This is a genomic window from Yinghuangia sp. YIM S10712, assembly GCF_051388935.1.
Classification (GTDB): Bacteria; Actinomycetota; Actinomycetes; order Streptomycetales; family Streptomycetaceae; genus Yinghuangia.
The window spans coordinates 1-24,216 of the sequence record NZ_JBPKBI010000036.1 but is presented as its reverse complement, the minus strand read 5'-3'; the positions used below and the strand labels follow the sequence as shown (position 1 = coordinate 24,216).

Genomic DNA, 24,216 nt, shown 5'->3' with positions numbered 1-24,216 from the left:
ACAACCACCACCCTCCCTCGTTCGCCCCACCCGTCCAGGGCGTCCAGGCTGTCCAGGCGCTCGCGCAGGCGCAGCGCCGAGGGCCGGGCTGAGACGTCGAAGGCGTGTTCGGCAGCGCCGGGCACACCGTGGTCGTCGCCGTGACTGCCGAGCGCATACACCAGCGTGTCGTAGCCGAGTTCGCCGCCACCGTCGGCGTCCGCCACGGCGACGACCTGCCGGTCGGGGTCGACCGCGGTGACACGCGCCAGACGCAGCCGAATACCCGTGCCCGCGAAAACCTCGGTGAGCTGGGGAGCCTCGATCTCCCGGCCGGCCGCCAACTGGTGCAGCCGCATGCGTTGGACGAAGTCCGGCACGGCGTTGACCACGGTGATCTCGGTGTCCGCCCGCGACAACCGGCGCGCCAGGATGCCGGCCGCGTAAGCTCCGGCATAGCCGGCGCCGAGGACGACGATGCGGTGCTTCATCTACTGCTCCTATCGGTTCACTTGCCCCTGCGTGAGTTGAGCGGGACAGCACCCAAATTCCTGACAGCGAACACATGTGATGTGGGTCAAAGGGTGGCCGGAGCGCCGGATGACGGTGCTCGCGACATTGAGGCCGCATAAACACAGGCCGAACCAACGAGGTGATCGAATGCCGATCACTGCCGACATCGGCGCCATGCCCGCCGTACGAAAGCCGCCCGGCGAACCCGCCGAAGCGTGACATCACACCCGACAACCCGGCCGTCCCGAGGAACGGATGCTGCCCCACGGACATCCCAGCGCTTCCTGTGCGTCCGGCGGGCTCCGAACCATCGGTGGGCAAGCCGGACAGCGGGTGGGAACAGCCGTCGGACGGCGTCTCTGCGATCCTGCGAGAGGTCGTCGACGAGCCAGGAGCACAGCGCCACACCGGTCGCCAGTCCGAACGGCTGACGCAACGCAGCGTCGAAATGCGCCCATTCGCTCGTCGTGAGAGAGGCTGCGAGAAGCGGAAGGAAGACCGACTGTTCGTGGTCGAGGTATTCCGTCAGCGCGGTGTTCAGACAATTCACGTACTCGGCCGTGCGGCTCGCAGGTCCGCGGCCGGACAGGCAGTCGTCGACGGTGTCCGCAAGCAGGATGACGCGGCGGCGCTTGCGCTCCAGTTCCGCGGCGACGCCCGCATGGCCGGGCGCAGGAACGCTCCCACCATGCAGAACGGGCATCAACACGGCACTTTCGGCATCCAGGTAGGTGACGAGATACCGGTGGAAGTCCGTCCACGCCGGGGGGGTCACGGGGAAGCAGGTGCGCGACCATGCCACGGCTCGGCGCAGGTCTCTGCGCAGAGCCTCGTGGACGGCGTGGATCAGCAGCAGGTCGATGCGCGGATCGGAAGCGGTGTGACGGTGGTCGGGCGCACGCACTGGCGCGGACGCCTGCCCGCCGGGGCTGTGCGGTTGCCGGTTCACGCATCTCCCTCATGCTCGAAGGTGGCGTCGCCTCGGCCGTCCGAATCCCCTGCCAAGACACTTTGCCGCGCCGTGGGTTTGCGGATCTGGTCCGCGAAATACCAGCGGGACAACCGCACCCGCAGCTTCTGCGCGGCGGTGGCCTTGCGTGCCACCCCGTTCGCGTCCACGACCGGTCCGATCTCAAGGGGCTCGTACTGCTCGTGGGCGGTGAGGATGTGGCGCTGCGCGGGGTCCAGCGGTTCGTGGGCCTCGACGAACCCGCCGTTGGGGAGCTTCTTGATGATCCCGGTCTCGCGGCCGTGCAGCACCTTGTCGCGGTCGCGGATCTGCAGGCCCTTGCACCAGCGGACGGTGACCGCATAGGCCAGCGGTGGCGCGACGAGGAAGGCTATACGGCCCGCCCACGTGATCGTGTTGAGTGACAGGTGGAAGTGCGTGGCGATGACGTCGTTGCTGCCGCACACCCACAGCACCCCATACGCCGTGATCCAGGCGACCCCGAGCCCGGTGCGGACCGGCATGTTCCGCGGCCGGTCCAGCAGGTGGTGCTCGCGTTTGTCGCCGATGATCCACGCCTCGATCCACGGATACGCCCCGAGCAGACCGAACAGCACCCCGGGGACGATCACCGCGGGGATCAGGATGTTGAAGCTGACCGTGTGGCCCCAGGCGCTCCACTCCCAGTTCGGCATGATGCGCAGCGCGCCTTCGAGGAAGCCGATGTACCAGTCGGGTTGGGACCCCGCGGTGATCTGCCCGGGATGGTAGGGCCCGTAGGACCAGATGGGGTTGATCTGCACCAGGCCGCCGAGCAGGGCGGTGACACCGAAGACGACGAAGAAGAAGCCGCCTGCCTTGGCGGTGTAGACCGGCATGAACGGCTGGCCGACGACGTTTTCCTCGGTGCGCCCCGGCCCGGGGAACTGGGTGTGCTTGTGGTGGAAGACCAGGATCAGGTGCACCGTCAGCAGCGCGACCATGATGGCCGGCACGAGCAGGATGTGCAGGGCGAACAGCCGCGGAACGATGTCGTCGCCCGGGAACTCCCCGCCGAAGGCGAAGAATTGCAGATACGTGCCCACCACGGGTATCGCGAGAAAGACGCCCTCGGCGATGCGCAGACCGGTGCCGGAGAGCAGGTCGTCCGGCAGCGAATAGCCGAGGAAGCCGTTGAGCATCGCCAGCACGAGCAGGACGAACCCGAACAGCCAGTTGACGTCGCGCGGTTTGCGGAACGAACCGGTGAAGAAGTGCCGGAACATGTGCACGAACAACGCCGCGACGAAGATCAGCGCCGCCCAGTGGTGAATCTGACGGATCATCAGGCCACCGCGGACGTCGAAACTGATCTCCAGTGTCGAGGCGTACGCCTCCGACATGTGCACGCCCTGCAAGGGCACGTAGGAGCCGTCATAGACGACCTCCTGCATGCTCGGCTTGAAGAAGAACGTCAGGAAGACACCGGACAACAGGAGAACGACGAAGCTGTAGAGCGCGATCTCACCGAGCATGAACGACCAGTGGTCCGGAAAAACCTTCCGGATGTACGGGCGGCCGAGCCGGTAGAGGCCGAGCCTCGAATCGACGGCGTCCGCGCGGCGCACGGCCTTGGTGTCAGGGACGCCGGGGACCGGTTCGGCATTGTCGCCGACCGTGCGCGTCTGTTCATTCGCCTTCATACTGGGGGCACTTCTCCTCAGTCTTCCGCTTCCCGGGCCCGGCAGGCGGCGGCCCCGCTTGTCCTCACCGTCGACCTCTGCGGACGATGGTCTGGAACCGCAGGGTTCTCACCGGATTCGCTTGTGTTGCACACGAGACCCCGGCGACTCGCTCCTTGTGACAGCGCCATGATGTGATCCGCGTCATATGCCGGGCTTCGCGACGGAACGCGACACTCCGGGTGATTGACGAGCGCGATGACAAGACTCGGCGAACGCCACCGGTCGCCGGGACAGCGTTCCGTTCCCCGGCGAGGCTTTTGATCCGTGTGCCGGATAGGGTGCAGCAGCGCGCCCCTCGGGGTGCTGGTGTGCCGGGAAGTCTGGTCGGCGGCGCGGAGACCCGCGTCCAATCGTTCTCTGCTGCCCGGAGGTTGACCGATGTCTGCCGCCCCGCCCCGGCGCGACCCGTTCCTGGGCGTGCTCCCCTGGCCCGAGCGTCAGGCGGTGACCTCGGCCCTGCGGACGGAGACCGTCGGCGGGCTGGTGCTGCTGGCGGCGGCGGTGATCGCCCTGGTCTGGGCGAACGCCGCCGGGGACTCCTACGAACGCGTTCGCGACTTCCACTTCGGTGTGTCCGCGCTCGGCCTGGATCTGTCGGTGGGGCACTGGACCGCGGACGGCCTGCTCACCGTGTTCTTCCTCGTCGCCGGGATCGAGCTCAAACGTGAGCTGACCGTCGGCGAACTGCGCTCACCCGCCGCGGCAGCGCTGCCGGTGGTGGCCGCGGTATCCGGCATGCTCGTCCCGGCCGGGTTGTACGTCGCCACAGTGGTTGTCGGCGGCGGGTCGCTGGAGGGCTGGGCCGTCCCGATGGCCACCGACATCGCGTTCGCCCTCGCGGTCCTCGCGGTCATCAGCACCCGACTGCCTTCGGCGCTGCGCGCGTTCCTGCTCACCTTGGCGGTGGTCGACGACCTCGGCGCGATCCTGGTCATCGCCGTCTTCTTCACCTCCGATCTGAACCCGCTCGCCCTCGCCGGGGCCGCAGCCGGGCTCGTGGTCTTCCACCTGTTGCAGCGGTTCCGGGTGCGCGGCTGGTGGTGGTACGTCCCGCTCGGCCTGGTGATCTGGGCGCTGATGTACAACGGCGGCGTCCACGCGACCGTTGCCGGCGTCGCGATGGGCCTGATCCTGCGTACCGTCCCCGACACCTTCGAGAAGGGCCGCACGCCGGAGAAGGTCGCGCCCGGCGAGCACACCGAACACCTGCTGCGGCCCTTCTCCGCGGGCGTCGCGGTACCGCTGTTCGCGCTGTTCGCGGCAGGGGTCACGGTGTCCGGTCCGGCGCTGGGCGAGGTGTTCACGCACCCCGAACCGCTCGGCGTGGTCATCGGCCTGGTCGCCGGCAAGGCACTCGGCATCTTCGCCGGGACCTATCTGGCCGCACGCTTCACCCGCGCACAACTCAATTCCGAACTGACCTGGTCGGACGTTTTCGGGCTGGCGGTCCTGGCCGGTGTCGGGTTCACCGTCGCCCTGCTCATCGGCGAACTCGCCTTCCCCGACCCCGCCGAGGGCGACGAGATCAAGGCCGCAGTCCTCGTCGCGTCCGTCCTCGCCGCCGTGATCGCCGCCGTGCTCCTCAAACGCCGCGACCGGATCTACCGACGCCTGTACGAAGCCGAGGAACTCGACGCCGACGCCGACGGCATCCCCGACATCTACCAACGCGACGACCACGCGGATACCTGAACGCCGTATGCGCCGCTGCTCCGCCTCACGCGACGCGTCCTGACAACGATCATCCGTCCGGGAACGCGGAGCTCGAAGACGACTGGCCCATTCAGCACCCGGAACGAGGACCGGCGGCATGGCATGCTGCTGGATCGTGTGCGCCCGCCGGTGGCGCCGTGACAGCGGGGAGGCCACGGATGGGGGTGATCCCTCTGCGGCGGCGGCGAATCCGCAGGCGGCCGGGTGAGTGGCTGGGCCACCCTGCCCAGGTCATCGCGGGCGGTTTCGCCGCGGCCATCCTCATCGGGACAGTCGCGCTGTCGCTGCCCACAGCCACGGCGTCGGGGCGGCGGGCCGGTCTGATCGACGCGTTGTTCACCTCGACGTCGGCAGTGTGCGTCACGGGGCTGGTGACGGTGGACACCGGCACGTACTGGTCGGGCTTCGGGCAGGTCGTCATCCTCGTGCTGATCCAGGCGGGCGGCCTGGGGATCATGACCCTGGCCACTCTCATGGGCTTGGTCATCTCGCGTCGCCTCGGTCTGCGGGCACGCTTGCTGGCCCAGGCCGAGACCAAATCCCTGACGCTCGATGATCTGCGGGGCGTCGTCCGCCGGATTCTGCTGTTCACGCTCGGTTGCGAACTTGTCGCCGCCACCGTGCTGTCCGTCCGCTTCGGCGTCGCCTACGACATGGCGTGGCCACACGCCGTGGGCGATGGAGTGTTCCACGCGATCTCGGCGTTCAACAACGCCGGGTTCTCCACGAACAGCGACAGCCTCATGCGCTACGTGACCGACCCATGGGTCAGCCTCACAATCACCGTGGCGGTCATCGTGGGAGGTCTCGGCTTCCCGGTCGTCTTCGAACTCGCGCGGTCGTGGCGGGCCCCGCGTCGGTGGAGTGTGCTGACCCGCATCACCGTCGGCGTCACCGTCACGCTGCTGGTACTGGGCACCGCGATCTACGCCGCGGCGGAATCCGGGAACGAGAAGACACTCGGCGCGCTCGACGGGCCGTCGTGGCTTCTGGCGGCGTTCACGGCCTCGGCGATGACCCGTACGGCAGGGTTCAACAACGTCGACGTCGCCGCGCTCACCCCCGAGACCTTGTTCGCCACCGATCTGCTGATGTTCATCGGCGGCGGCAGCGCCGGGACCGCCGGCGGTATCAAGGTCACCACGTTCGGCCTGCTGGCGTTCGTGCTGTGGGCTGAGATGCGCGGCGAGCCGCATACCCACGCCGGGCGGCGGCGGATCCCCGAGAGCAACCAGCGGCAGGCTCTGGCGATCGTGCTGCTCGCGGTCGGGATAGTGGTGAGCGCGACGTTCACCCTGATGGCGATGACCGGGCACACGCTCGACGTGGTCCTGTTCGAGGCCACCTCCGCGTTCGCGACGGTGGGTCTCTCCGCCGGCATCACCGCGGGCTTGCCGGACGCTGCGAAACTGGTGCTGGTGGCATTGATGTTCATCGGTCGCATCGGCCCGCTCACGCTGGCTTCCGCGCTCGCGCTGCGGCAACAGACCCGCCGCTACGAACTCCCCGAGGAAAGGACCATCGTTGGCTGACCGCGGAAACGAACCCGTCGTGGTGATCGGCCTGGGCCGCTTCGGCAGCTCCCTCGCCCTCGAACTGACCCGGCACGACACCGAGGTCCTCGCCATCGACAGCCGGCCCAAGGTCGTGCAGTCCCTCGCCGGGCAGCTCACCCACGTCGTGGCCGCCGACTCCACCGACATCGAGGCCCTGCGCCAGCTCGGCGTCCCCGACTTCTACCGCGCCGTCGTCGGCATCGGCACCGACATCGAAGCCAGCATCCTCACGACCTCGCTCCTGGTCGAGCTCGGCATCGACGACATCTGGGCCAAGGCCATCAGCCGCCAGCACGGCCGCATCCTCGACCGCATCGGCGCCCACCACGTCGTCTTCCCCGAGCACGACATGGGGGAACGAGTCGCCCACATGGTGTCCGGACGCATGCTCGACTACATCGCCGTCGACGAGGACTTCGCCATCATCAAAGTCACCCCGCCCCGCGACCTCGTCGGCATCCCCCTGCGCGACACACAACTGCGCACCCGCCGCGGCGTCACCATCGTCTCCGTCAAAACCCCCGACTCGCCGTTCACCTACGCCAGCGCCGACACCATCCTCGCGTACGGCGACGTCATCCTCGTCGCCGGCACCATCGCCAACGTCGAGCAGTTCGCCAACACCGTATGAGCCATCCTTGACCGGGAAGGGCTGGGCTCTCCCAGCTCGGCTCCGCAACGTGGACATCGCCGCGCGATCGCGCCGGGTTCGCCCATACAGGCGACTGCGATATGCGGCAACGCAGTCAGGGGTCATCGGCGCGCTGATCGCCTTCTCCACCGGCATGGTGCCGCCGCCGGGCAGACCCCGACGCTGTCCGGCGACCTGGCCACGCTGTCCCGGGACCTCATGCCGAGCGCCGGCAAGTCGGGCGCGACGGACCCGGCGACACGAGCACCGACGACGCGTCACTCACCCAAGCCCGGACTCGTCGATAGTTCGCGCCGGTCACCGACGTGGAAAAGACCCGTCGTCCCCTGGATCGATACGCGAACAGGCCCCCCGCACGGAAAGCAGCCGGTTGAGCGCGATGCCGAACAGCGCGGCCCCGAACAGGAGTCCGATGCGGCGTGAATCGGCAGCCGAGTCCCAGCGGATCTGCCCGATCTCGGGGATGACGAGGCCGTTGTAGAGCAGCCAGCACACGCTGGCTACGCCGAAGGCGGCGCCGAGCCGGGCGGGCGCCCGGCACGTCACCAGGGCCGCGAACGCGCACAAAGCGGCCAGCGTCACGGCGGGGTGCCGATTCACCTCGAAGAAGCCCAGCGAGGCCAGGACAAGTACAGCGCCGAAGAACGTCGCCAGGACCACGACGGCGATCGGCACGGGTTGGGACGGCGGGCGCGTACGGCGCGGAGCGGGCGCCGACGATGTCGGTACGACCAGGACGGGACGCCGCTGATCGCGGAGGCGGCACAGGAACCGGTAGGCGGGCCGTTCGACCAGGACGGTCAGTGCCCAGCCGACCAGGATGCCGGTGGCCATGAGGCCGAGGACCTGGAGGCCGGGGCTGGCCCCGAGCTCGTGCAGGTAGCGCATGACCAGGACCCCGAGGGAGAAGTGCGTCAGGTAGACGCCGTAGCTGATGCCGGCCAGCCACCGTACGGGCCGGTGGGCGGCCTCGGGGATCACCTTGTCCCAATCGGGTCCGACCGCGGCGGCGTAGACGGCCGCGACGCACGCGGCGGTGATCGGCGTGGTCACCAGGTCCTGAAGTTGAAGGTGGTGCGCGGCGAGGCCGACCGCGATCAAGGCCGCGCCGTGGCCGCGGCTGACGCGGCCCCGCTGGACGAGGAACACCGTGACGCCGATGACGAACAAGTGGACGCGGTGCCAGCCCAGACCGTCGTGCACCATCCGGAACGGCTCCCAGGCCGTGTACGTCCGAATCGGCCACAACGCGAACTCGATCGCCAACGCGGTCCACAGGAACACGGCCGCCCGTGGTCCGCGGTGCTGCCCGCGCCAGGTCGCCACGAGCAGGACCGCGGTGAACGCCGACAGTTGCAGCGGGAGCGTCCAGTAGGAGAGGTCCACGTACGGGTAGGTCTGCGGCTTCCACTGCCACAACATGGCCAGGTTCGCGCCGACGTCCGGCCATGTCGGCATCCACCAGCCGTCCCGCGACAGCGTGCGCTGGACGATCGCGGTCACCAGCACCGCCGCCCAGAACGCCGGCAGCAACCGGAACAGCCGCCCGAGCCACCACCGCAGCGCGTCTCGCCGCTCGACCGACACCGCGGCGAAGTACCCCGAGACCACCAGCAGAGTGCTCGCGCCGACCGCGTACCTCCACTGGAAAGCACGTTCGCCCAGCTCCGGGTGCCACAGGGTCGCCACCCAGGTGCTGTGGAAGAGCATGACCAACAGCACCGCGGCCACGCGGACCACGTCCCAGCTCAGCCGTCGCTCGTGCCGAGTTTCCCCGATGGACCCGACGCGGTCACCACGCATGCCGGAACAAACCCTCCCCAGTCGACGACAAACACCAACGCCGACCAGACTTCCCGGCACACCGAGGGCAACCTTACCGGTCGCCGGGGACGGCCCCCGACCGCCGTGCACAGACCGAGCCCGTACCCGCCCCGCCGTAGCCCCCGACATCAGGGAGGGTGAGCAACCGGTCAGGTGTCACGGTGAGGTCGCGGCCGCCGAGGTCGGCAAGCGCCTCCGCGCGGGTCGCGGCGGGAGGTCGACCGACTTCCAGCGGCTCGCCGCCCTGAGAACGGACGTCGCCGAAACGGGGGGCGACACCCGCGCGATCGACGCCGTCCTGACATCGGCGCGTCGAGTCGGCAGGTTTGGCCCGTCGGCGCGTCTCAGTCCACCGCCGGCGCCTGGCCCGAGCTCCCGACACGTCGCAACTCCGAAATCCACGCGTCGACTTCGCCGCAGTCATAACCCCGACGGACAACCGCGAACCGCGCCGGCCCGAACGGGCCGCCGTCCTCACCGAGAAGAAAGCGGTCGACCTCCGCCCGGTCGTAACCACGCCGCACCACACTGAAGCCGGGGAATTTGTCGGTCATTTCTGTGCCCTCTCCATCCGCCGTCCGTATCGCGGTGTCCCGCTCGGACAGCGTGAAGCCCTGACCCGGCACACGGCATTGCCGCACTCCGGCAACGTTACCTGGCTGTCACCGCAGTCTCCTTCTCACGCATCACCGACCATGCCGTCCCAGGTCCGTGGCCGAGTATGCAGCGGCGTGCGGAAACATCACCGGGCGCGGGCGCGCCGCACGGCTCCTGGTCACCGGCGTCGCCCTCGTGACCGCTCTCGTCATCGCCGGAGCAGCCACCATGCTGTACCCGACGCGGAGACGCTCCTTGGACACCTCGCGCTCATGCGCAAGACCGCCACCGCCTTTCCCGAGCGAGAATCCCCACCCATAGTCCTTACGCACAGACAATCAGGCCCACAAGCACACGCAGGGGAGCAAGTATGCGGAACAAGCAGGCGCTGCGGCACCGGTGGCGCAGCGCAGTGTGGTGGGCGGCCTGCGGATGCGCCTTGCTGATATTGGGGATCATCGTCTGGACCGACGTCGCGGGCACCGCGTTCGAGCCGGATCCCCCCGCTCCCGGCCTTGAGGAGTACGCCAACTACGCGTTCATGGTCCTGCTTGCCGCACTTTGTGTACGAGCCGCTGTGCGGGGCGTCGTCCTGCGTCCCGCAGGCGTCGCCGTTGTCGGCTTCTTCCGCACCCGCCGCGTCCCCTGGCAGGACATCGCCGAGGTCGAACTGGCCCTGCGCACCGGCGGGTCCTACTCCGGTCGCTGGCGCATAGCCCTTCGCCTTCACGACGGCACGGCCCGATGGATTCCGTCCTTTCTCCACGGCTCGATGAACCGTGGCAGCGAAGAGATCCCCCCGCCCGGCGATCGCACCCGCTACGGCGAGGTGTTCCACGAGGCCCCCGCCCACGCCCCACGCGAACTCGCCCGCCTCCACCGCGAACTGCGCCTCGCCTGGCACACCGAGACGCAAGCGCGATGAAGACCGCGGCCACGGCACCAGCCCGGCCCGCGACGGAAGAGATCGAGCGCCCACAGCTCCCGCACCGTTACACCGATTCACCGGCCCGACTTGGGTCCTGTGGACCGGCTGGTCGGCTCCGGCCCGCGGTGGTCGCGGGCGTACGCGGCAAAGATCTGTGCGGTGTCACCGCCGGTGTGCAGGAACTGCCGGTCCAGTACGCCTGCGAGGTCGTCCAAGGCCAGCGACGCCGCACTCCACCGTGTGTCCGCGCCGGGGGCGGCCCGCCCCTGGTCGGCCAAATCGGCGGCGTAGTCGATCATTACCGCCAACGACACGTCCTGCTCTCCGTCGAAGAAGTAGTACGCCTCGGCGTACTGAGTGAAATCGACCCGAACCCTCGCCACCTCGGCGGCGACGGCGTCCAACAGGGTGCTGCTCACCGCGGCGGTCAGCTCGTGCGGGGCGGGTTGCGAGCGGCGCAGCATCGACAGCCGCAGAGCGAGGCTTCGGCGCCGGACGAGTGCGGGGTAGATCTGCAGCACCCACGACACCGACGCGGTCAGCAGTGCGAAGCCGACCATCGCCTCCAGCGGCGCTGCCACACGCAGCCAGTCCGCCTGGGGGGCGATGTCCCCGAAGCCCAGCGTCGTCACGGTGACCACGGACAAATAAACGGAGTCGAGCAGGTTCGTGTGCTCCTCGGGCCGCAGCCCGGCACCGAATGTGAAGCCCTCCGGCATGTGCGGCAGGTAGACAACGGCCCAGCCGACGACGATGGCGCTCGCCCACAATGCGACCACCAGCACCATCGCAAGCGGCCCCACCAACTGCGCGAGCCCCTGGCGCGCCGGGTACAAGTGCGCCAAACGCCAGGCTCCGGCCATGATCAGCCGACTGGCCCCACCCCGCCTCGTGGGATGCCACAGCGTGTGGAACACATCCCGCAGCGCCGCCATGACCAGCACGGCTCCGAGGCAGGAAACGACCAGCTTCACAGAATTTGCCCTTCCTCAGGCGGCGGTGTTGTCGCGCACCGTGCTGGATATTTTGCGCGATACCTGAATAGCGGCGGTCTAATCGGCTGATCGATTCCCAGGCACGGCCCGGCCGGCAACTGGGAGTCATCGCCCTGTGGACACGGGAATCGGACGAGGCGACGGTGCAGTATCAGATCGCGGTACGGGCTTGCGGATTGCTCGTATCGGACTGAGACGATGCCTGGGGTGAGGGCTTTCGCGCGCTGGTTGGGGGTGTTGGCCGCTGCGGGCGGTGGAGTCGCGTCGTTTGCGGTCATGGCACGTACAGACACCGGAGGGGACGCACGAATTGGCCTTGCGGTCCTCTTGATGGCCGGAGGCGCGGCGGTGGCGGCGATGCTGGTTCATGTCGTCGACGGTGCCTGGGATGTGCGTGCGAGACAGGCGTGTTGGCCCGGCCGGTTCGCCTGGTTGATCCCGCTTTGCTTGGTGCCTGCCCTCACGATGGCGGGGTTCCTCATGTACCCGCTCACCTTCGAACCGGGGCGGCCGCACGACCCCAGTTGGTTCGGGGTGGTGGTGGCCATGGCTTTCCTCGTCCATCCCACTGGGTTCTTGCTCGGCCTCGGCATGATGGGGTTGGTCGCAGTCCCGGTGGTGACCGTCGCGCGGTGTCTACCGGGTGCGTTGCGGCGGTCCCGCGACGATGCCAGGGGTGTGCTGCTCGGGCTGTTGCTCGCCTTGTTGGCTCCCTGGGCTGCGGTCGTCGTCGTCGGCTACGGCGCCCACGGTCCGGACGCCGCTGTCGTTTTGATGGTGAGCGTCGACGCGGGCTGGTGGTCTGTCGCGGCCTGGTCCCTCGTCGCCATTGCGGCCGGCTGCGTGACGGGCCTCCGTTGCCTCCGGCCGGAAAAAGCGGCTGCCGAGTAAGGCACCGCACGCTTCGGCGCAGCGCGTCAGTTCCCCCGGAGGACTGGGGGCACGGCGCGACCGACCGGTGTCCCGCCGGCGGGCCGGGATGTGCCCATCTGCGAAGTCGAGCACGCGTTGGACACCTGGCCCGGCCCTCATCGGTTTCCGGTTCGCTTGCGGATACGTGGTGACAGGAACGATAGGTGGGAGGAGCTCCGGTGTCACTGCCGGAGCTCGGCAGTGCCTTGCGGAGAAGTCTTCCTGTCCGAATCGCGCGGCAGCGACTGTGTGTTCCCCAGAGCCCTCGGCAAGGCCGCCGCTGCCCTGCGGTCTGCGGCGACTACCGTGCGAACACTCGGTGACGACGGTTCGAGTCCTCGGGTTCACCGGCGGCTCAACCTCCCCAGATGGTCACCGCGTTGATGTGCTGCTGGGCGATCAGGAACAGGTCGTCGTACACGGTCTTGGCGGCCGAATCGGGGGCCGAGCCGCCGGACCGGGCGACCTCGACGATGACCAGGTAGTGGCCGGAAGGCATCGAGCCGACCCAGGTGCGGTACTGCTCGGAGAAGGTCACGCCTGACTTGGACGGCGGCTGTATGAAAGCGACGTACTGACCGTTGCTCTGCCCGGCGGAGAGCCGGTTCGCGATCGACTGCGCCGCCAGTTTGTCGGTGAGGGAGATGACCGAGAGGGACGCGACGTGCGTCTTCGCGGAATTCGTCCACAGTGAGCGAATGATCCCAAGGCAGTCGGAGCCGAACATCGACCGCAGGCCGGATTCGGCTGCCGAGCAGGTGGACTTGTCCTGGGCGAGCTGGTTGTACGGCCTGCCCTGGATCGTCAACGGTCCCGTCTCGGGGAACCACTCGCGCGTGGTGAAAGGTTTCTTGTCAGCGGAGGCGGTATTCCAGTCGTTCGTCGGAGCAGTGGACTTCGTGGTCGTTGGGGATGTGGCCGTCCCCGAACGCGACGGAACGCCCGTATCGGTGGGGGGCTTGGTCGACGTTGTGGTGGGAAGCCCGGTGGACAGGCCTGGCAGGTCGCCCGGCAGCGTGGGTCGGCCCGGAGAAGCGCCGAGTGGGTTGGTCCCGCTGCCGCCGGAGGAGGCGATGAGCACGCCGACGATGACGGCGGCCACCACGCTCACCGCACCGGCGGCGATCCACGGGCTTCGCCCGGAGGATGCGGCGACGGGGGCTCCGGGGTAGAAACGGGTGGGGTCGTTCTGATCGTGGTCCGAATGCATGCGCGGGACCATAGTGGCGCCGGCCTGCCGGACGGTGAGGGATTCCCCCAAGCCGGAGCCATCACGGCCTTATGAAATCGCTCACGGTCGGTGTGGGCGTGCCTGCGGCGGTCCTCGGCGCCCGTCTGGCATCAGGGAGGCTTGAACATTGCCGGACTCCGGCAATGCGCCGGAACCCGTTTCCGCGCACCATCAGTGCAGGGGCAAGTACGGCTCCGCCGCCGACCTTTGACACGTACCCGCAACGGCGACGGAGACCCGACCAGGTCCGATTCAGCGCGAAACGGGGGCGTTCATGGGCGAATTCGTCGCAGCGGTGCTGTCCTTCCCTGCTGTGGTCTTCACGTTCGCGCTGGTCATCGTCATCGTGTTCTGGCTGTGCGCCGCAATGGGCGCGGTGGGGCATGACGCGTTCGAGGGAGACTCGGCGGGCGACGCGTTCGGGCTGGGCGGCGTCCCGGTGGCGGTGGCCGTGTCGCTTCTGGTCGCACTGGCCTGGACGTTGAGCCTGACCGGAGGCGTCGTGCTGCGCCGGGCAGACCTGCCTGCGGCGGGCTATGCGGTAGCGGCCACCGGTGTGCTCGTGGCGGCCGTCGCTGCTGCGTGGGTGACGACACGTGGGGTCGTACGGCCGCTGCGACATCTGTTCCCCGACGAACCCGGGCCCTCCCTCCACGACTTCGTCGGCTTGACGTGCGTCATCCGCACCGGACGCGTCGACGAGTCCTTCGGCCAGGCCCAGGTCACCGCGCGGGACGGCACCTCCGCCATCGTCCAGGTGCGGCAGAACGGCACGGACGTCTTCGCGGCCGGGGGTGTCGGGCTGCTCTACGCCTACGACGACGCCGGCGAGTTCTTCTGGGTCGCGCCGTTCGACGCGGCGTTGGACCCGAACACTCCGCACGCTTGAGTTTTCGTGAACATCTGTCGGCCGCGCGTTCGACGTCGTCTGCCGACCACTGATTTGTTGAGGATTCACCATGAATGCCATCGCGTTGACCTTCAGCGTGCTCGTCGCGGTCGTCCTGCTGACCGCGATCGCACTGCTGCTGGTTGTCAGCCGCCTGTTCCGCAAGGTCGAGCAGGGCAAAGCCCTGATCGTGTCGAAAGTGCGCAGGGTGGATGTCACGTTCACCGGCCAGGTCGTGCTCCCGGTGCTGCACAAGGCCGAGGTGATGGACATCTCGGTGAAGACGATCGACATCGCCCGGATGGGCCGGGACGGTCTGATTTGCCGCGACAACATCCGTGCCGACATCCGGATTTCGTTCTTCGTGCGGGTGAACAAGACCGTCGAGGACGTCAAGAACGTCGCCCAGGCGATCGGCACGGCCCGGGCCAGCGACCAGGCGACGCTCCAGGCGCTGTTCAGCTCGAAGTTCTCCGAGGCGCTCAAGACCGTCGGCAAGCAGCTCGACTTCACCGATTTGTACACGCGCCGCGAGGAGTTCCGCGACCGCATCATCGAGATCATCGGGACGGACCTGAACGGCTACAGCCTTGAGGACGCGGCGATCGACTACCTGGAGCAGACGCCGCTTTCGCAACTGGACGCGGCGAACATCCTGGACGCGCAGGGCATCCGCAAGATCACCGAGTTGACCGCGTTGGAGCACGTGCGCACGAACGAGTTCCGGCGTACCGAGGAGAAGGAGATCACCCGGCAGAACGTCGACGCGCGCGAGGCGATCCTGGAGTTGGAGCGCCGCCAGGCGGACGCGGAGATCAAGCAGGCGCGCGAGATCGCGACCGTCCGGGCGCGCGAGGAAGCCGAGACCGCGCGGGTGCAGGAGGAGGAACGGCTGCGGGCCCAGACCGCGTTCCTCAAGACCGAGGAGCAACTCGGCGTGCAGCGCGAGAACGTCGCACGAGAGGTCGCGGTCGCGGAGAAGAACCGCGAGCGGGTCATCGCGGTGGAGAACGAACGCATCGAGAAGGAGCGGCAGTTGGAGGTCATCGGCCGCGAGCGCGAGACAGAGCTGACCCGGATCGCGGCGAACCGGGAGGTCGAGAGCGAGAAGCGCGACATCGCCGAGGTGGTCCGCGAGCGCGTCGCGGTGGACCGCACGGTCGCCGAGCAGGAGGAGAGCATCAAGCGCCTGCGCACGGTCGAAGAAGCCGAGCGCGACCGGGCCGCGATCGTGATCCGGGCCGAGGCGGAGGCGCAGGAGAACCTGGTCAAGGGCATCAAGGCGGCCGAAGCCGCGGAACAGGCCGCGGTGTTCAAGGCACGCGAGCAGATGACGTTGGCGAAGGCCCGGCAGGACGCGGCCGAGCTGGACGCGCGGGCGAAGGTCCGGCTCGCGGAGGGCGTACAGGCCGAGGCCGCCGCGGCCGGGCTCGCCGAGGTGCAGGTGCGGGAGCACAGCGCCGCGGCGATCGAGAAGGTCGGCCGGGCCGAGGCCTTGGTCGCCGAACGCAAGGCGGCGGTCGAAGCCGAGGCGGTCGGGTTGAAGCTGAAGTCGGAGGCCGCGGGGCTCACCGAGAAGGCCGCCGCGATGGCGGCGCTGGACGAGGCGTCGCGCGCGCACGAGGAGTACCGGCTTCGGCTGGAGGCGGAGAAGGAGATCCGGCTGGCCGGGCTGGACGTGCAGCGCCAGGTCGCCGAGGCGCAGGCCACCGTGTTGGCGACCGGGTTGGAGAGCGCCGACATCAACATCGTCGGCGGCGAGAGCGTGTTCTTCGACCGCCTGGTCGGAGCGGTCTCGCTGGGCAAGGGGGTCGACGGGTTCGTGCAAAACTCCGACACCGTGCAGGCACTGGCCGGTCCCTGGCTGGACGGCACGGGGAACTTCACCGAGGATCTGGGGCGCATGCTCGGCTCGCTCGGCACCGACGACGTCCGGAACATGACCGTCTCCGCGCTGCTGATGAAACTCATGCGCGACGGCGGCCTCGGGGCCGTGACCGGCGGCCCCGAGGCCGGCGGGGTCAACGGCGCCAAGAGCTGAAAGGGCCGACGGTGGCGACGGACCTGGTGGAAGACGCAGTGACGAACAGCCCGGAACCGAGCGGGCCGGACAACGGCGACTTCGAGGTGCTGCGGGCCCGGCTGGCCGAGCAGGCCGCCGAGTTGGCCCGCCGCGCGGACCTGCTCAACCGGCGCCGTGTCGAGGCGTTCGGCTCGACCGGCCTGCGGTTGCTCGGCGGCGCCTGGCTGCACACCGAACGCGACTGCGTCCTGCGCGACTTGACCTGGGTCGGCGGGACGCTGCTCGCGGGCGGTGACCCGGCACCGGGCGCCGGGGCACATGCGGTCGAGGGGACCTTCAGCGTGCATCGCCGGCGTACGACCGCGGAAGGCGTCGCGTTCGAGAGGGACGCGCCGACCGACGCCTCGGGGCTGTTCCGGGCCCCCGAGACACACCGCGACGTCGCGGAGCTCTTCCGCTACTACCGCGAATCGCGGTTGGTGCAGTTGCGCCGGGTCGACGGCATGCTGCTTGCGGTGTTCCAGGCCGGGCCGCGGGCCGGGGATGTGCGCGTGCTGCGCTGGCGGGTGTCCACCGACGGCGTCCCGGCGTACGTCGACGCGCGCGGGGAACGCGACCACGTGTTCCCCGCGCCGTACGACTTCGCCTGGACCACGGCGACTCGCGAGGACTACCGCCTCGGACGGCACCCGCACGTGTCTGTCGACGACGAACTCTTCGTGTCGACCGTCGGTGGCGCGCTGACCGTCAGGACGGTCGACGACACCGAGTCCCCCCGCGGTGAGATCCATCGTGAGGCAGTCGACGAACCGCTCCAGTCGCTCGCCGACGCCGAGATCGCGCACGCGCGTGTCGGCACGCTGATTCTGCTGCGTGTCCGTCCGTACAAGGAGGACCGCCCTCGCCACCTGGTCTACGCGACGACCACCGACCGCGTGGTGCGCCTGGACGCGATCGGGCAGGGGGCACGCCGGCTGCCGGGCGACGACGGGATCGTCTTCCCCGGCGGGTACCACCTCGGGACCGGTGTCCACAGACAGTTCGACAGCGAGATCGGCGACCTGCGGCTGGAACACGTCCTCCGCTCGCCCAACGGCGAGGACACCCTGTATGTCTTCCGCGGTCGCGAGCACGGCCGCAGTCTGCTGCTGTCGTACAACTCCATCCGCAAGGACGTCGCCACGCCGCTGACCGGACGCGGGTTCACCGTGCTGGACGACGGCACGCTCGTGATGCTGCGCGGCGACGCGGAGCCGAGGCAGTCCCACCCGGTCCAGGTGTGGGCGACGCCCTACCAGTCCGACACATACGCCGCGGCGCAACCGCCGGTAGCCGGGCCCCTCGGCCGCGTCGGCAACGCCGATCTCGTGCACGGCATCGCGGACAGTCTCGCCGTTGCGCGGCTGGTCGAGGAGTCCGGCGCAACCGCAGCCGCCTTCGAAGCGGTCCTGGGTGCCTGCGCTCGGGTGTCCGACCGCCATCACTGGCTCTCCGACCCCGAACTCGGCGCACTCGACGAGCCGTTGGGCCGACTGCGCGAGACCGCCGCACAGGTCCTCGCGGAATTCCGCTCCGTCCGCGAACTCACACAAGCCGCCGCCCAGGCGGTGGACCGCGAAGCGGAGCACATCACCGCGCTGATCCGCCGCGTCCGCAACGAAACGCCGCGCAGTGCGGAGGCCTGGATCGCACACCTCACCGAACTGCGCCGCGCACAAGGGCGTTTGGCCCCGTTGCGCGAAGTCCGCCACAGCGACTTGGACCGCATCGAAGAACTGCGGGCCGGGCTGGAACACGACCTGCTGGCCGCCGGCCGACGCGCCGTCGCGTTCCTCGGCGAGCCCGACGCCTTCGCGGCGCACCGTCACTCGGTGGCCGAACTCGCCGCCGCGGCAGAGGGCATCGGAACCGTCGCGGACAGCGAACCCGTCGCTCGGCGCCTCGACGAACTCGCCGAAGGACTCGACGTGGTCGCGGAGGCCGTCGGCGACCTCGACACCGCCGACGCGACCGTGCGCACCGCGATCCTCGCCGAAGTCGCCGACGTACAAGGCGCCCTCGCGCGTGTCCGGGCGCTGTTGGCCGCGCGGCGGCGTGCTCTCGCGGAGGAGGAGGGCCGCGCGGAGTCCACGGCCCAGTTCGCCTTGCTCGTCCAAGCCGTCGCCACCGCGATGGCCGGCGCCGACTCCCCGGAGTCATGCGACGAACACCTGGCCCGCATCCTGCTCCGCATCGAGGATCTGGAGTCCCGGTTCCCCGAACTCGACGATTTCCGCGACCAACTCGCCGACAAGCGCGACGAGGTCCACGACGCGTTCGCCTCCCGCCGCCAGGCGCTCCTGGACGGACGGGCCCGGCACACCGCTCGCCTGACCGAGTCGGCCGAACGCCTGCTCAGCGGCATCCGCCGCCGCGCCGGGGCGTGCCGCTCGGCCGATGAGATCGACGCGTACTTCGCCGCCGACCCGACCGTCGCGAAGGTCCGCCGTACCATCGCCGAACTCCACGGCCTCGCGGCGCAGACCAGCGCGGAGGAGTTGGAAGGACGCGTCAAGGCGGCCCGGCAGCAGGCCGTACGCACCCTGAGGGACCGGGCCGACCTCGATGACGCCACCGGTGCGACCGTACGCCTGGGACCGCACCGGTTCGCCGTGGCGACGCAGGCAATGAATCTCACTCTCGTACCGCACAACGGCGGCATGGCCTTCGCCCTCACCGGAACCGACTACCGGCGCGTCGTCACCGACTCGCGGTTCGACGCGGCACAGCGGTTCTGGGACCAGACGCTCCCCTCCGAGTCGCCGGACGTCTACCGCGGCGAGTACCTGGCCGTGAAGCTGCTGACCCGGCACGGCGCGACGGCACTCGCCGAGGCGAACCTGTCCGCGCTGGTACGTGAAGCCGCCGACAGCGCCTACGACGAGGGATACGAACGCGGCGTGCACGATCACGACGCCACCGTGATCCTTGCCGCGCTGTTGCGGCTGCACACCGCCGTGGGACTGCTGCGGTACCCGCCCGGTGACCGCGCCGCCGCCCAACTGCTGTGGGCACACGGCAGCGACGACGACACCCGGGACGAGTGGACGTGGCGCGCCCGCTCACTGGCCCAGGCCCGCGAGGCATTCGGAGGCTCCTCCCCCGCGTTGGAGTCGCTGCGCCGCGAAATCGCCTCGGCCGTGGCCGGGTTCACCGCCGACCCCGACAACACGAACGGTGTGGACCCGGACCGCTCTGCGGCGTACCTGATCGAAGAACTCGCCTGTGACACCGATGGTTTCGTCGTGTCGACCGCAGCCGGAGCGCTGCTCGACAAGTTCCGCCACACCGTCGGCGACGCGTACGGCGAAACGCTCACCCGGCTGCGGCGGCTGAGCGCGCGACGGCAACTGGTCGAGGCCTGGCTCGGATCGTACGCGGAAGCCTCCGGCGAACCCGCGTCACCGGGCGACCTCGCCGAAGCGGTCGCCCTCGAACTGTGCCCCGAACTGCCGCGCTACACCTGCCCGGAGGCCACCCACGAAACCGCGGCCGGCCTGCTCGGCGCACACCCGCGCATCCGCCGCGGCGTGCTGACCGTGCGGATCGACGAACTCCTGGCCCGCGTCGAGGACTTCCGTACACACCGGGTGCCCGCCTTCCGCGACTACCAGACCTTGCGCGGCGAACTCATCACAGCCGAGCGCGCCCGGCTGCGCATCGACGAGCACCGGCCCTCCGTGGTCACCACGTTCGTCCGCAACCGCCTCATCGACGAGGTCTACCTGCCGCTCATCGGCGACAACCTCGCCAGGCAGATCGGCGCCGCCGGCGCGGCCAAGCGCACCGACACCCACGGCCTGCTCCTGCTGATCTCCCCGCCCGGCTACGGCAAGACCACGCTCATCGAGTACGTCGCCGAACGCCTCGGCATGCTGCTGGTCAAAATCGACGGGCCCGCTCTCGGGCACGCGGTGACCTCCCTCGACCCGGCCGAAGCCCCCAACGCGACCGCGCGCCGCGAGATCGAGAAGGTCAACTTCGCGCTGGAGGCCGGCACCAACGTCCTGCTCTACCTCGACGACATCCAGCACACCTCGCCGGAGCTCCTGCAGAAGTTCATCCCGCTGTGCGACGCACAGCGCCGCATCGCGGGCGTACGCGACGGCCGGGCCCACACCCACGACCTGCGCGGCAAACGCTTCGCCGTCGTCATGTCCGGCAATCCCTACACCGAACAAGGCCGCCGCTTCCGCGTCCCCGACATGCTGGCCAACCGCGCCGACGTCCACAACCTCGGCGACATCCTCGCCGGCCGCCGCGACGCATTCGAACTCAGTTTCATCGAGAACGCCCTCACCGCCAACGCCGTCCTGGCCCCGCTCGCCGAGCACGACAGCGCCGACCTCGACCTGCTCCTGCGCTGGGCGGCACGACCGGACGAACCGGTGCGGCCGGACCTGCTCGGACACGCCTACGCACCGGCGGAACTCGACCGTGTGTCGGCGGTGCTGCGCAGGCTGCTGGCCGCCCGCGACACCGTCCTCACCGTCAACGCCGCGTACATGGCCTCCGCCGCACAGACCGACGCCTCACGCACCGAACCGCCCTTCCGGCTGCAAGGGTCGTACCGCGACCTGAACCGCATCGGCGAACGCCTCGTCCCGTCCATGAACGACACCGAACTGGACGCGCTGATCACCGAACACTATGACGCCCAGGCTCAGGCCCTGGCCGGCGAGGCCGAGGCGAATCTCCTCAAACTCGCCGAGCTACGCGGCACCCTCACCGAGGAGCAACACCACCGCTGGAACGCGGTGAAAAGCGCGTACGTGGCTGCGCTCAAGAGCACGCCGTAGTCAGCCGATCCACCGCCGCGGACAACCGCTCTCGCCCGTGCCAACCGGTCAGGGAATGGTCCCCCGGGGCCACCGGCGCACGGAAACTGCGTTGCACGATGTACGCACCCACCGACGCTGCCCGCGCCCCGCTCGGGGACACGTACACGCTGGGGCGTCCAGGTTGCCGTGGTCGACCACGTGGACGACCTGTTGTACGGCCGCAGCGACCTTGGGCGGCTCGCGGAACGCGCCGAACGGTTCGGGTTGCGGCTGGCGCACGACCACGCCGTGGCAGTGGCCGTCGGGCCCAAGACGTACGGCGACACCCACCCTGTCACCCGCCGCGTCGAGAGAGCGATGATCGCGCGTTTCGGCGACCGGCGGATCATCCTGCTCCGTGCTGCCGTGCGTCGCACGGCACTCGGTGGCGGCGGGACACGACGCCGGCGGCACCCGGAGGCGGCGCGACGAACAACCACCGGCTCCGCCTGCTACTGAAACCACACTTCGCGTGGCCTCTGCGCCTGTTGTGGCCGAACGCGGGCTCGGGTTGGGAAAGCATGTCCCACCTCGAAGAAACGACACCCGGGCCGCCGTGCAGTCGCACAGCAACTGAAGGCAACCACTTGCCGCTCCACCCGGGACCAAGACCTAATGGACAAGCAATGGAGGGGTGTCCGCAGCCGGTTCCCAAGCGCTTCCCCGGCTGGTGGCGTACGGCCTGCACCCCGAGGGGTTCCGCATGAAGGCGATCACGGTGATGTTCGACAGCCTGGACCGGCGGCCGTGCCGTACGGCTGCGACTGGTCGTGGGAATGTGCGCGGACCGCTGCACCACCAAGCACACCGCACTTCTCCCGCCGAAGGCGACGACCGCGTCATCCGCAGCGGCCCTGACACGTGCCACCACTCCTCCCGAAACCGCTACCGCGTCGCCGCACACAACGCCGACAACGGGCACGTCGAAACTCGTTGTGCCGCTGGTTCAGACAGCACTCCGCAGGGTGACGCGTGCCCTTGACCGCCACCACGAAGCCGTGACAGCAGCGCGGCTGTGATCTTGCGAGTGAGAACAGGTAAACACGCGTGACCGACCTTCAGCGCGGCGGCCCCGACGCAAGCACTCGAACCAAGACCCCCACGATCTATGACGTTGCCAAGGCCGCGAGCGTCTCACCCTCCACGGTGTCACGGGCGTTGGCCCGCCCCGGACGTGTCAGTGCCGCCACCGCCGCGCACGTCCGCCGCGTCGCCGCGGAGCTCGGGTACCACGTCAACCTGATCGCTCCCGGCCTGCGCACCGGCCGGACCTCCATGTTGGCCTTGGTGGTCTCGGATGTGACCAACCCGGTCTACACCGAGGTCATCGGAGGTGCGCAGGCAGCGGTCTCGGAAGCCGGATACGTCCTCGTCCTCATCGACGCCCAGGAGTCGGACCTGCTCGAACACGGCGGCCTGGTCCGGGCCCTGCCCGCGGTCGAGGGCGTGGTCCTGGCGGGAACGAGGCTGTCGGACGCGGCGATCGGCGAGGTCGCCGGGAAACGTCCCGTGGTTGTCCTCAACCGAGAAGTGGCCGGTGTTCCCGGCATCCTGCTCGACAGCGCGTACGGCACGCGCGCGATCGTCGAACACCTGTGGGCCCTGGGCCACCGCTCGCTGACCTACATCGGCGGCCCGGAGGCGTCATGGGCCGACGGCGTGCGCCTGCGCGGACTACGCGACGCGGCGGGTGACCTCGGGGCCGTGGTCCTGGGCAGCGGCCCGTACGAACCCACGGTCGCCGGCGGGCGTGCGGCTGCCGCCGCTTTGCCGGACGTTCTGCCGACGGCGATCGTCGCCTACAACGACCAGCTCGCGATCGGCCTCATGCTCGCCCTGCAAAGCCGCGGCATCCGCGTGCCCGAGGACGTCAGCATCGTCGGGCACGACAACATCGCCCCGGCACAGATCGTCAACCCGGCACTGACCACAATCGTCGCGCCGCTCCACGCACAGGGCCAAGCCGCGGTCAACGCGGTGCTCGCCGCCCTGAAGAACCCCGGGGCCGCGTCCGCGAAGCCTGTGACCCTGCCGGTCAGGCTCGTGGTCCGCGGCTCCACGGGGCGACCCCGCGCCAGGAGTGCCGGTTGACCTCCCGGCACGGGGCGTGAGTACGGCGGCTCCGCCGCTTTCTCCGGTATGCCGCGCGCCGGTTCCAAGACGCGGCCACTGCGCGCCGAAATGACGCCGCCGCACACCGCGAGTGTCGGCGGGTCGCATGCAAACCCGCCCCAACCGCTTCGCATCCGTCGGCAGGTATCACGACGGCCGGGTGTGCTGAAGTTCGGGCAGATTCCGTTGCAGGCGTGCCGTTGACCACGTCGCGGCGCGTGTGTGGGGGAACGTCTTCCCCTCTCGTCAGCTCTGACCAATGCCGCTTTCCTGGGTGGGGAGTGCGGCGAGGCGGCGGCGTTCGGCGCGTCGTTTCTCCTGTTCGTCCGGGTCGGCGACGGGAGAGGCGAGCATGAGTTTGCGCGTGTAGGGGTGTTCGGGCCGAGAGGTGACGACTTCGGCCGGGCCGGTTTCGACGGCGTCGCCGCGGTAGAGGACGCTGACGCGGTGGCTGACGTGTCGCACGACGGCGAGGTCGTGGGTGATGAAGAGGTAGGCGACGCCGGTGCGGCGTTGGATGTCGAGGAAGAGGTCGAGGACGCGGGCCTGGGTGGACAGGTCGAGGGCGGAGACGGGTTCGTCGCAGACGATGAGGCGGGGTTCGGGGGCCAGGGCGCGGGCGATGGCGACGCGTTGGCGTTGCCCGCCGCTGAACTCGCGGGGCAGCCGCTCCGAGGCGTCCGCCGGCAGCCCGACCTGGTCGAGGAGGGTGCGGACGCGTGTCCGGGCGTCGCGGGCGGTGGCGCCTTGGACGATGAGG

Annotated in this window: 17 protein-coding genes and 1 pseudogene; 10 read left to right on the top strand and 8 right to left on the bottom strand. The window is 69.4% G+C overall.

The window, feature by feature from the left end; all coding sequences use genetic code 11:
- From ACRX5W_RS32120 to qcrB, 3 genes are all read right to left on the bottom strand, one after another.
- Nucleotides 1-470, bottom strand: a 470-nt coding sequence (locus ACRX5W_RS32120) for an FAD-dependent oxidoreductase (protein WP_436791921.1), incomplete at its 3' end; no start/stop codon positions are given.
- Between the two features lie 176 nt (nt 471-646).
- On the bottom strand, nt 647-1,441 hold the full coding sequence (locus tag ACRX5W_RS32115; protein WP_436791920.1) for a hemerythrin domain-containing protein: 795 nt from the start codon (nt 1,439-1,441) through the stop codon (nt 647-649).
- Entirely contained in the window at nt 1,438-3,123 is a 1,686-nt protein-coding gene (gene qcrB, locus ACRX5W_RS32110; RefSeq protein WP_436791919.1) for a cytochrome bc1 complex cytochrome b subunit, read from the bottom strand. Before qcrB ends, ACRX5W_RS32115 begins: the two co-directional genes overlap by 4 nt.
- A gap of 420 nt (nt 3,124-3,543) precedes the next feature.
- On the opposite strand from qcrB, the gene nhaA reads away from it, so the two are divergent.
- The 3 genes from nhaA (at nt 3,544) to ACRX5W_RS32095 (ending at nt 7,065) form a co-directional block, all read left to right on the top strand.
- Entirely contained in the window at nt 3,544-4,857 is a 1,314-nt protein-coding gene (nhaA, locus tag ACRX5W_RS32105; protein WP_436791918.1) for a Na+/H+ antiporter NhaA, read from the top strand.
- A 179-nt stretch (nt 4,858-5,036) separates the two neighbouring features.
- A complete protein-coding gene (locus ACRX5W_RS32100; RefSeq protein ID WP_436791917.1) occupies nt 5,037-6,410 on the top strand; it encodes a TrkH family potassium uptake protein in 1,374 nt (457 codons plus the stop codon).
- Nucleotides 6,403-7,065 carry a potassium channel family protein gene (locus tag ACRX5W_RS32095; protein ID WP_436791916.1) on the top strand — a complete coding sequence of 221 codons (663 nt, stop codon included), beginning with the start codon at nt 6,403-6,405 and terminating at the stop codon, nt 7,063-7,065. The genes ACRX5W_RS32100 and ACRX5W_RS32095 overlap by 8 nt, the downstream gene beginning before the upstream one ends.
- Nucleotides 7,066-7,383: 318 nt before the next feature.
- Here ACRX5W_RS32095 and ACRX5W_RS32090 read toward each other — a convergent pair whose 3' ends face one another.
- On the bottom strand, nt 7,384-8,889 hold the full coding sequence (locus ACRX5W_RS32090; RefSeq protein ID WP_436791915.1) for an acyltransferase family protein: 1,506 nt from the start codon (nt 8,887-8,889) through the stop codon (nt 7,384-7,386).
- A gap of 365 nt (nt 8,890-9,254) precedes the next feature.
- Nucleotides 9,255-9,464, bottom strand: coding sequence for a DivIVA domain-containing protein (locus ACRX5W_RS32085; protein WP_436791914.1), 210 nt, complete (start codon nt 9,462-9,464; stop codon nt 9,255-9,257).
- Between the two features lie 413 nt (nt 9,465-9,877).
- Here ACRX5W_RS32085 and ACRX5W_RS32080 point away from each other — a divergent pair, with 413 nt between their 5' ends.
- Nucleotides 9,878-10,432: a PH domain-containing protein gene (locus tag ACRX5W_RS32080; RefSeq protein WP_436791913.1), complete on the top strand. Its 555-nt coding sequence runs from the start codon at nt 9,878-9,880 to the stop codon at nt 10,430-10,432.
- Between the two features lie 77 nt (nt 10,433-10,509).
- Here the strand turns inward: ACRX5W_RS32080 and ACRX5W_RS32075 are convergent, their stop codons facing one another.
- A complete protein-coding gene (locus ACRX5W_RS32075) occupies nt 10,510-11,409 on the bottom strand; it encodes a potassium channel family protein (protein WP_436791912.1) in 900 nt (299 codons plus the stop codon).
- Between the two features lie 369 nt (nt 11,410-11,778).
- Between ACRX5W_RS32075 and ACRX5W_RS32070 the strand changes: the two genes are divergently transcribed.
- Nucleotides 11,779-12,321, top strand: a complete 543-nt coding sequence (locus ACRX5W_RS32070; protein WP_436791911.1) for a hypothetical protein — start codon at nt 11,779-11,781, stop codon at nt 12,319-12,321.
- Between the two features lie 376 nt (nt 12,322-12,697).
- On the opposite strand, the gene ACRX5W_RS32065 is transcribed toward ACRX5W_RS32070, so the two are convergent.
- On the bottom strand, nt 12,698-13,552 hold the full coding sequence (locus ACRX5W_RS32065; RefSeq protein ID WP_436791910.1) for a hypothetical protein: 855 nt from the start codon (nt 13,550-13,552) through the stop codon (nt 12,698-12,700).
- Between the two features lie 295 nt (nt 13,553-13,847).
- Here ACRX5W_RS32065 and ACRX5W_RS32060 point away from each other — a divergent pair, with 295 nt between their 5' ends.
- The 5 genes and pseudogenes from ACRX5W_RS32060 to ACRX5W_RS32040 all read left to right on the top strand — a co-directional run bounded on the left by ACRX5W_RS32060 (nt 13,848) and on the right by ACRX5W_RS32040 (nt 23,435).
- Complete coding sequence (locus ACRX5W_RS32060; RefSeq protein WP_436791909.1) at nt 13,848-14,462, top strand: hypothetical protein; 615 nt, start codon at nt 13,848-13,850, stop codon at nt 14,460-14,462.
- 70 nt (nt 14,463-14,532) lie between these two features.
- On the top strand, nt 14,533-16,503 hold the full coding sequence (locus tag ACRX5W_RS32055; RefSeq protein WP_436791908.1) for an SPFH domain-containing protein: 1,971 nt from the start codon (nt 14,533-14,535) through the stop codon (nt 16,501-16,503).
- A gap of 38 nt (nt 16,504-16,541) precedes the next feature.
- The gene (locus ACRX5W_RS32050) at nt 16,542-21,323 is read left to right on the top strand and encodes a DNA repair ATPase (protein ID WP_436791907.1); all 4,782 of its coding nucleotides are present in this window, start codon (nt 16,542-16,544) and stop codon (nt 21,321-21,323) included.
- Nucleotides 21,324-21,497: 174 nt separating this feature from the next.
- Nucleotides 21,498-21,698 (top strand): annotated as a pseudogene (locus tag ACRX5W_RS32045) (PucR family transcriptional regulator); the annotation flags it as partial.
- A 693-nt stretch (nt 21,699-22,391) separates the two neighbouring features.
- Nucleotides 22,392-23,435, top strand: a complete 1,044-nt coding sequence (locus tag ACRX5W_RS32040) for a LacI family DNA-binding transcriptional regulator (RefSeq protein ID WP_436791906.1) — start codon at nt 22,392-22,394, stop codon at nt 23,433-23,435.
- A 267-nt stretch (nt 23,436-23,702) separates the two neighbouring features.
- Here ACRX5W_RS32040 and ACRX5W_RS32035 read toward each other — a convergent pair.
- The coding region (locus ACRX5W_RS32035; protein ID WP_436791905.1) for an ATP-binding cassette domain-containing protein at nt 23,703-24,216 on the bottom strand (514 nt) is incomplete at its 5' end.

Coding starts and splice junctions, on each gene's coding strand:
- ACRX5W_RS32065 (WP_436791910.1), bottom strand. CDS start 13,552: ATGCATTCGGACCACGATCAGAACGACCCCACCCGTTTCTACCCCGGA.
- ACRX5W_RS32060 (WP_436791909.1), top strand. CDS start 13,848: ATGGGCGAATTCGTCGCAGCGGTGCTGTCCTTCCCTGCTGTGGTCTTC.
- ACRX5W_RS32085 (WP_436791914.1), bottom strand. CDS start 9,464: ATGACCGACAAATTCCCCGGCTTCAGTGTGGTGCGGCGTGGTTACGAC.
- qcrB (WP_436791919.1), bottom strand. CDS start 3,123: ATGAAGGCGAATGAACAGACGCGCACGGTCGGCGACAATGCCGAACCG.
- ACRX5W_RS32090 (WP_436791915.1), bottom strand. CDS start 8,889: ATGCGTGGTGACCGCGTCGGGTCCATCGGGGAAACTCGGCACGAGCGA.
- ACRX5W_RS32080 (WP_436791913.1), top strand. CDS start 9,878: ATGCGGAACAAGCAGGCGCTGCGGCACCGGTGGCGCAGCGCAGTGTGG.
- ACRX5W_RS32055 (WP_436791908.1), top strand. CDS start 14,533: ATGAATGCCATCGCGTTGACCTTCAGCGTGCTCGTCGCGGTCGTCCTG.
- nhaA (WP_436791918.1), top strand. CDS start 3,544: ATGTCTGCCGCCCCGCCCCGGCGCGACCCGTTCCTGGGCGTGCTCCCC.
- ACRX5W_RS32100 (WP_436791917.1), top strand. CDS start 5,037: ATGGGGGTGATCCCTCTGCGGCGGCGGCGAATCCGCAGGCGGCCGGGT.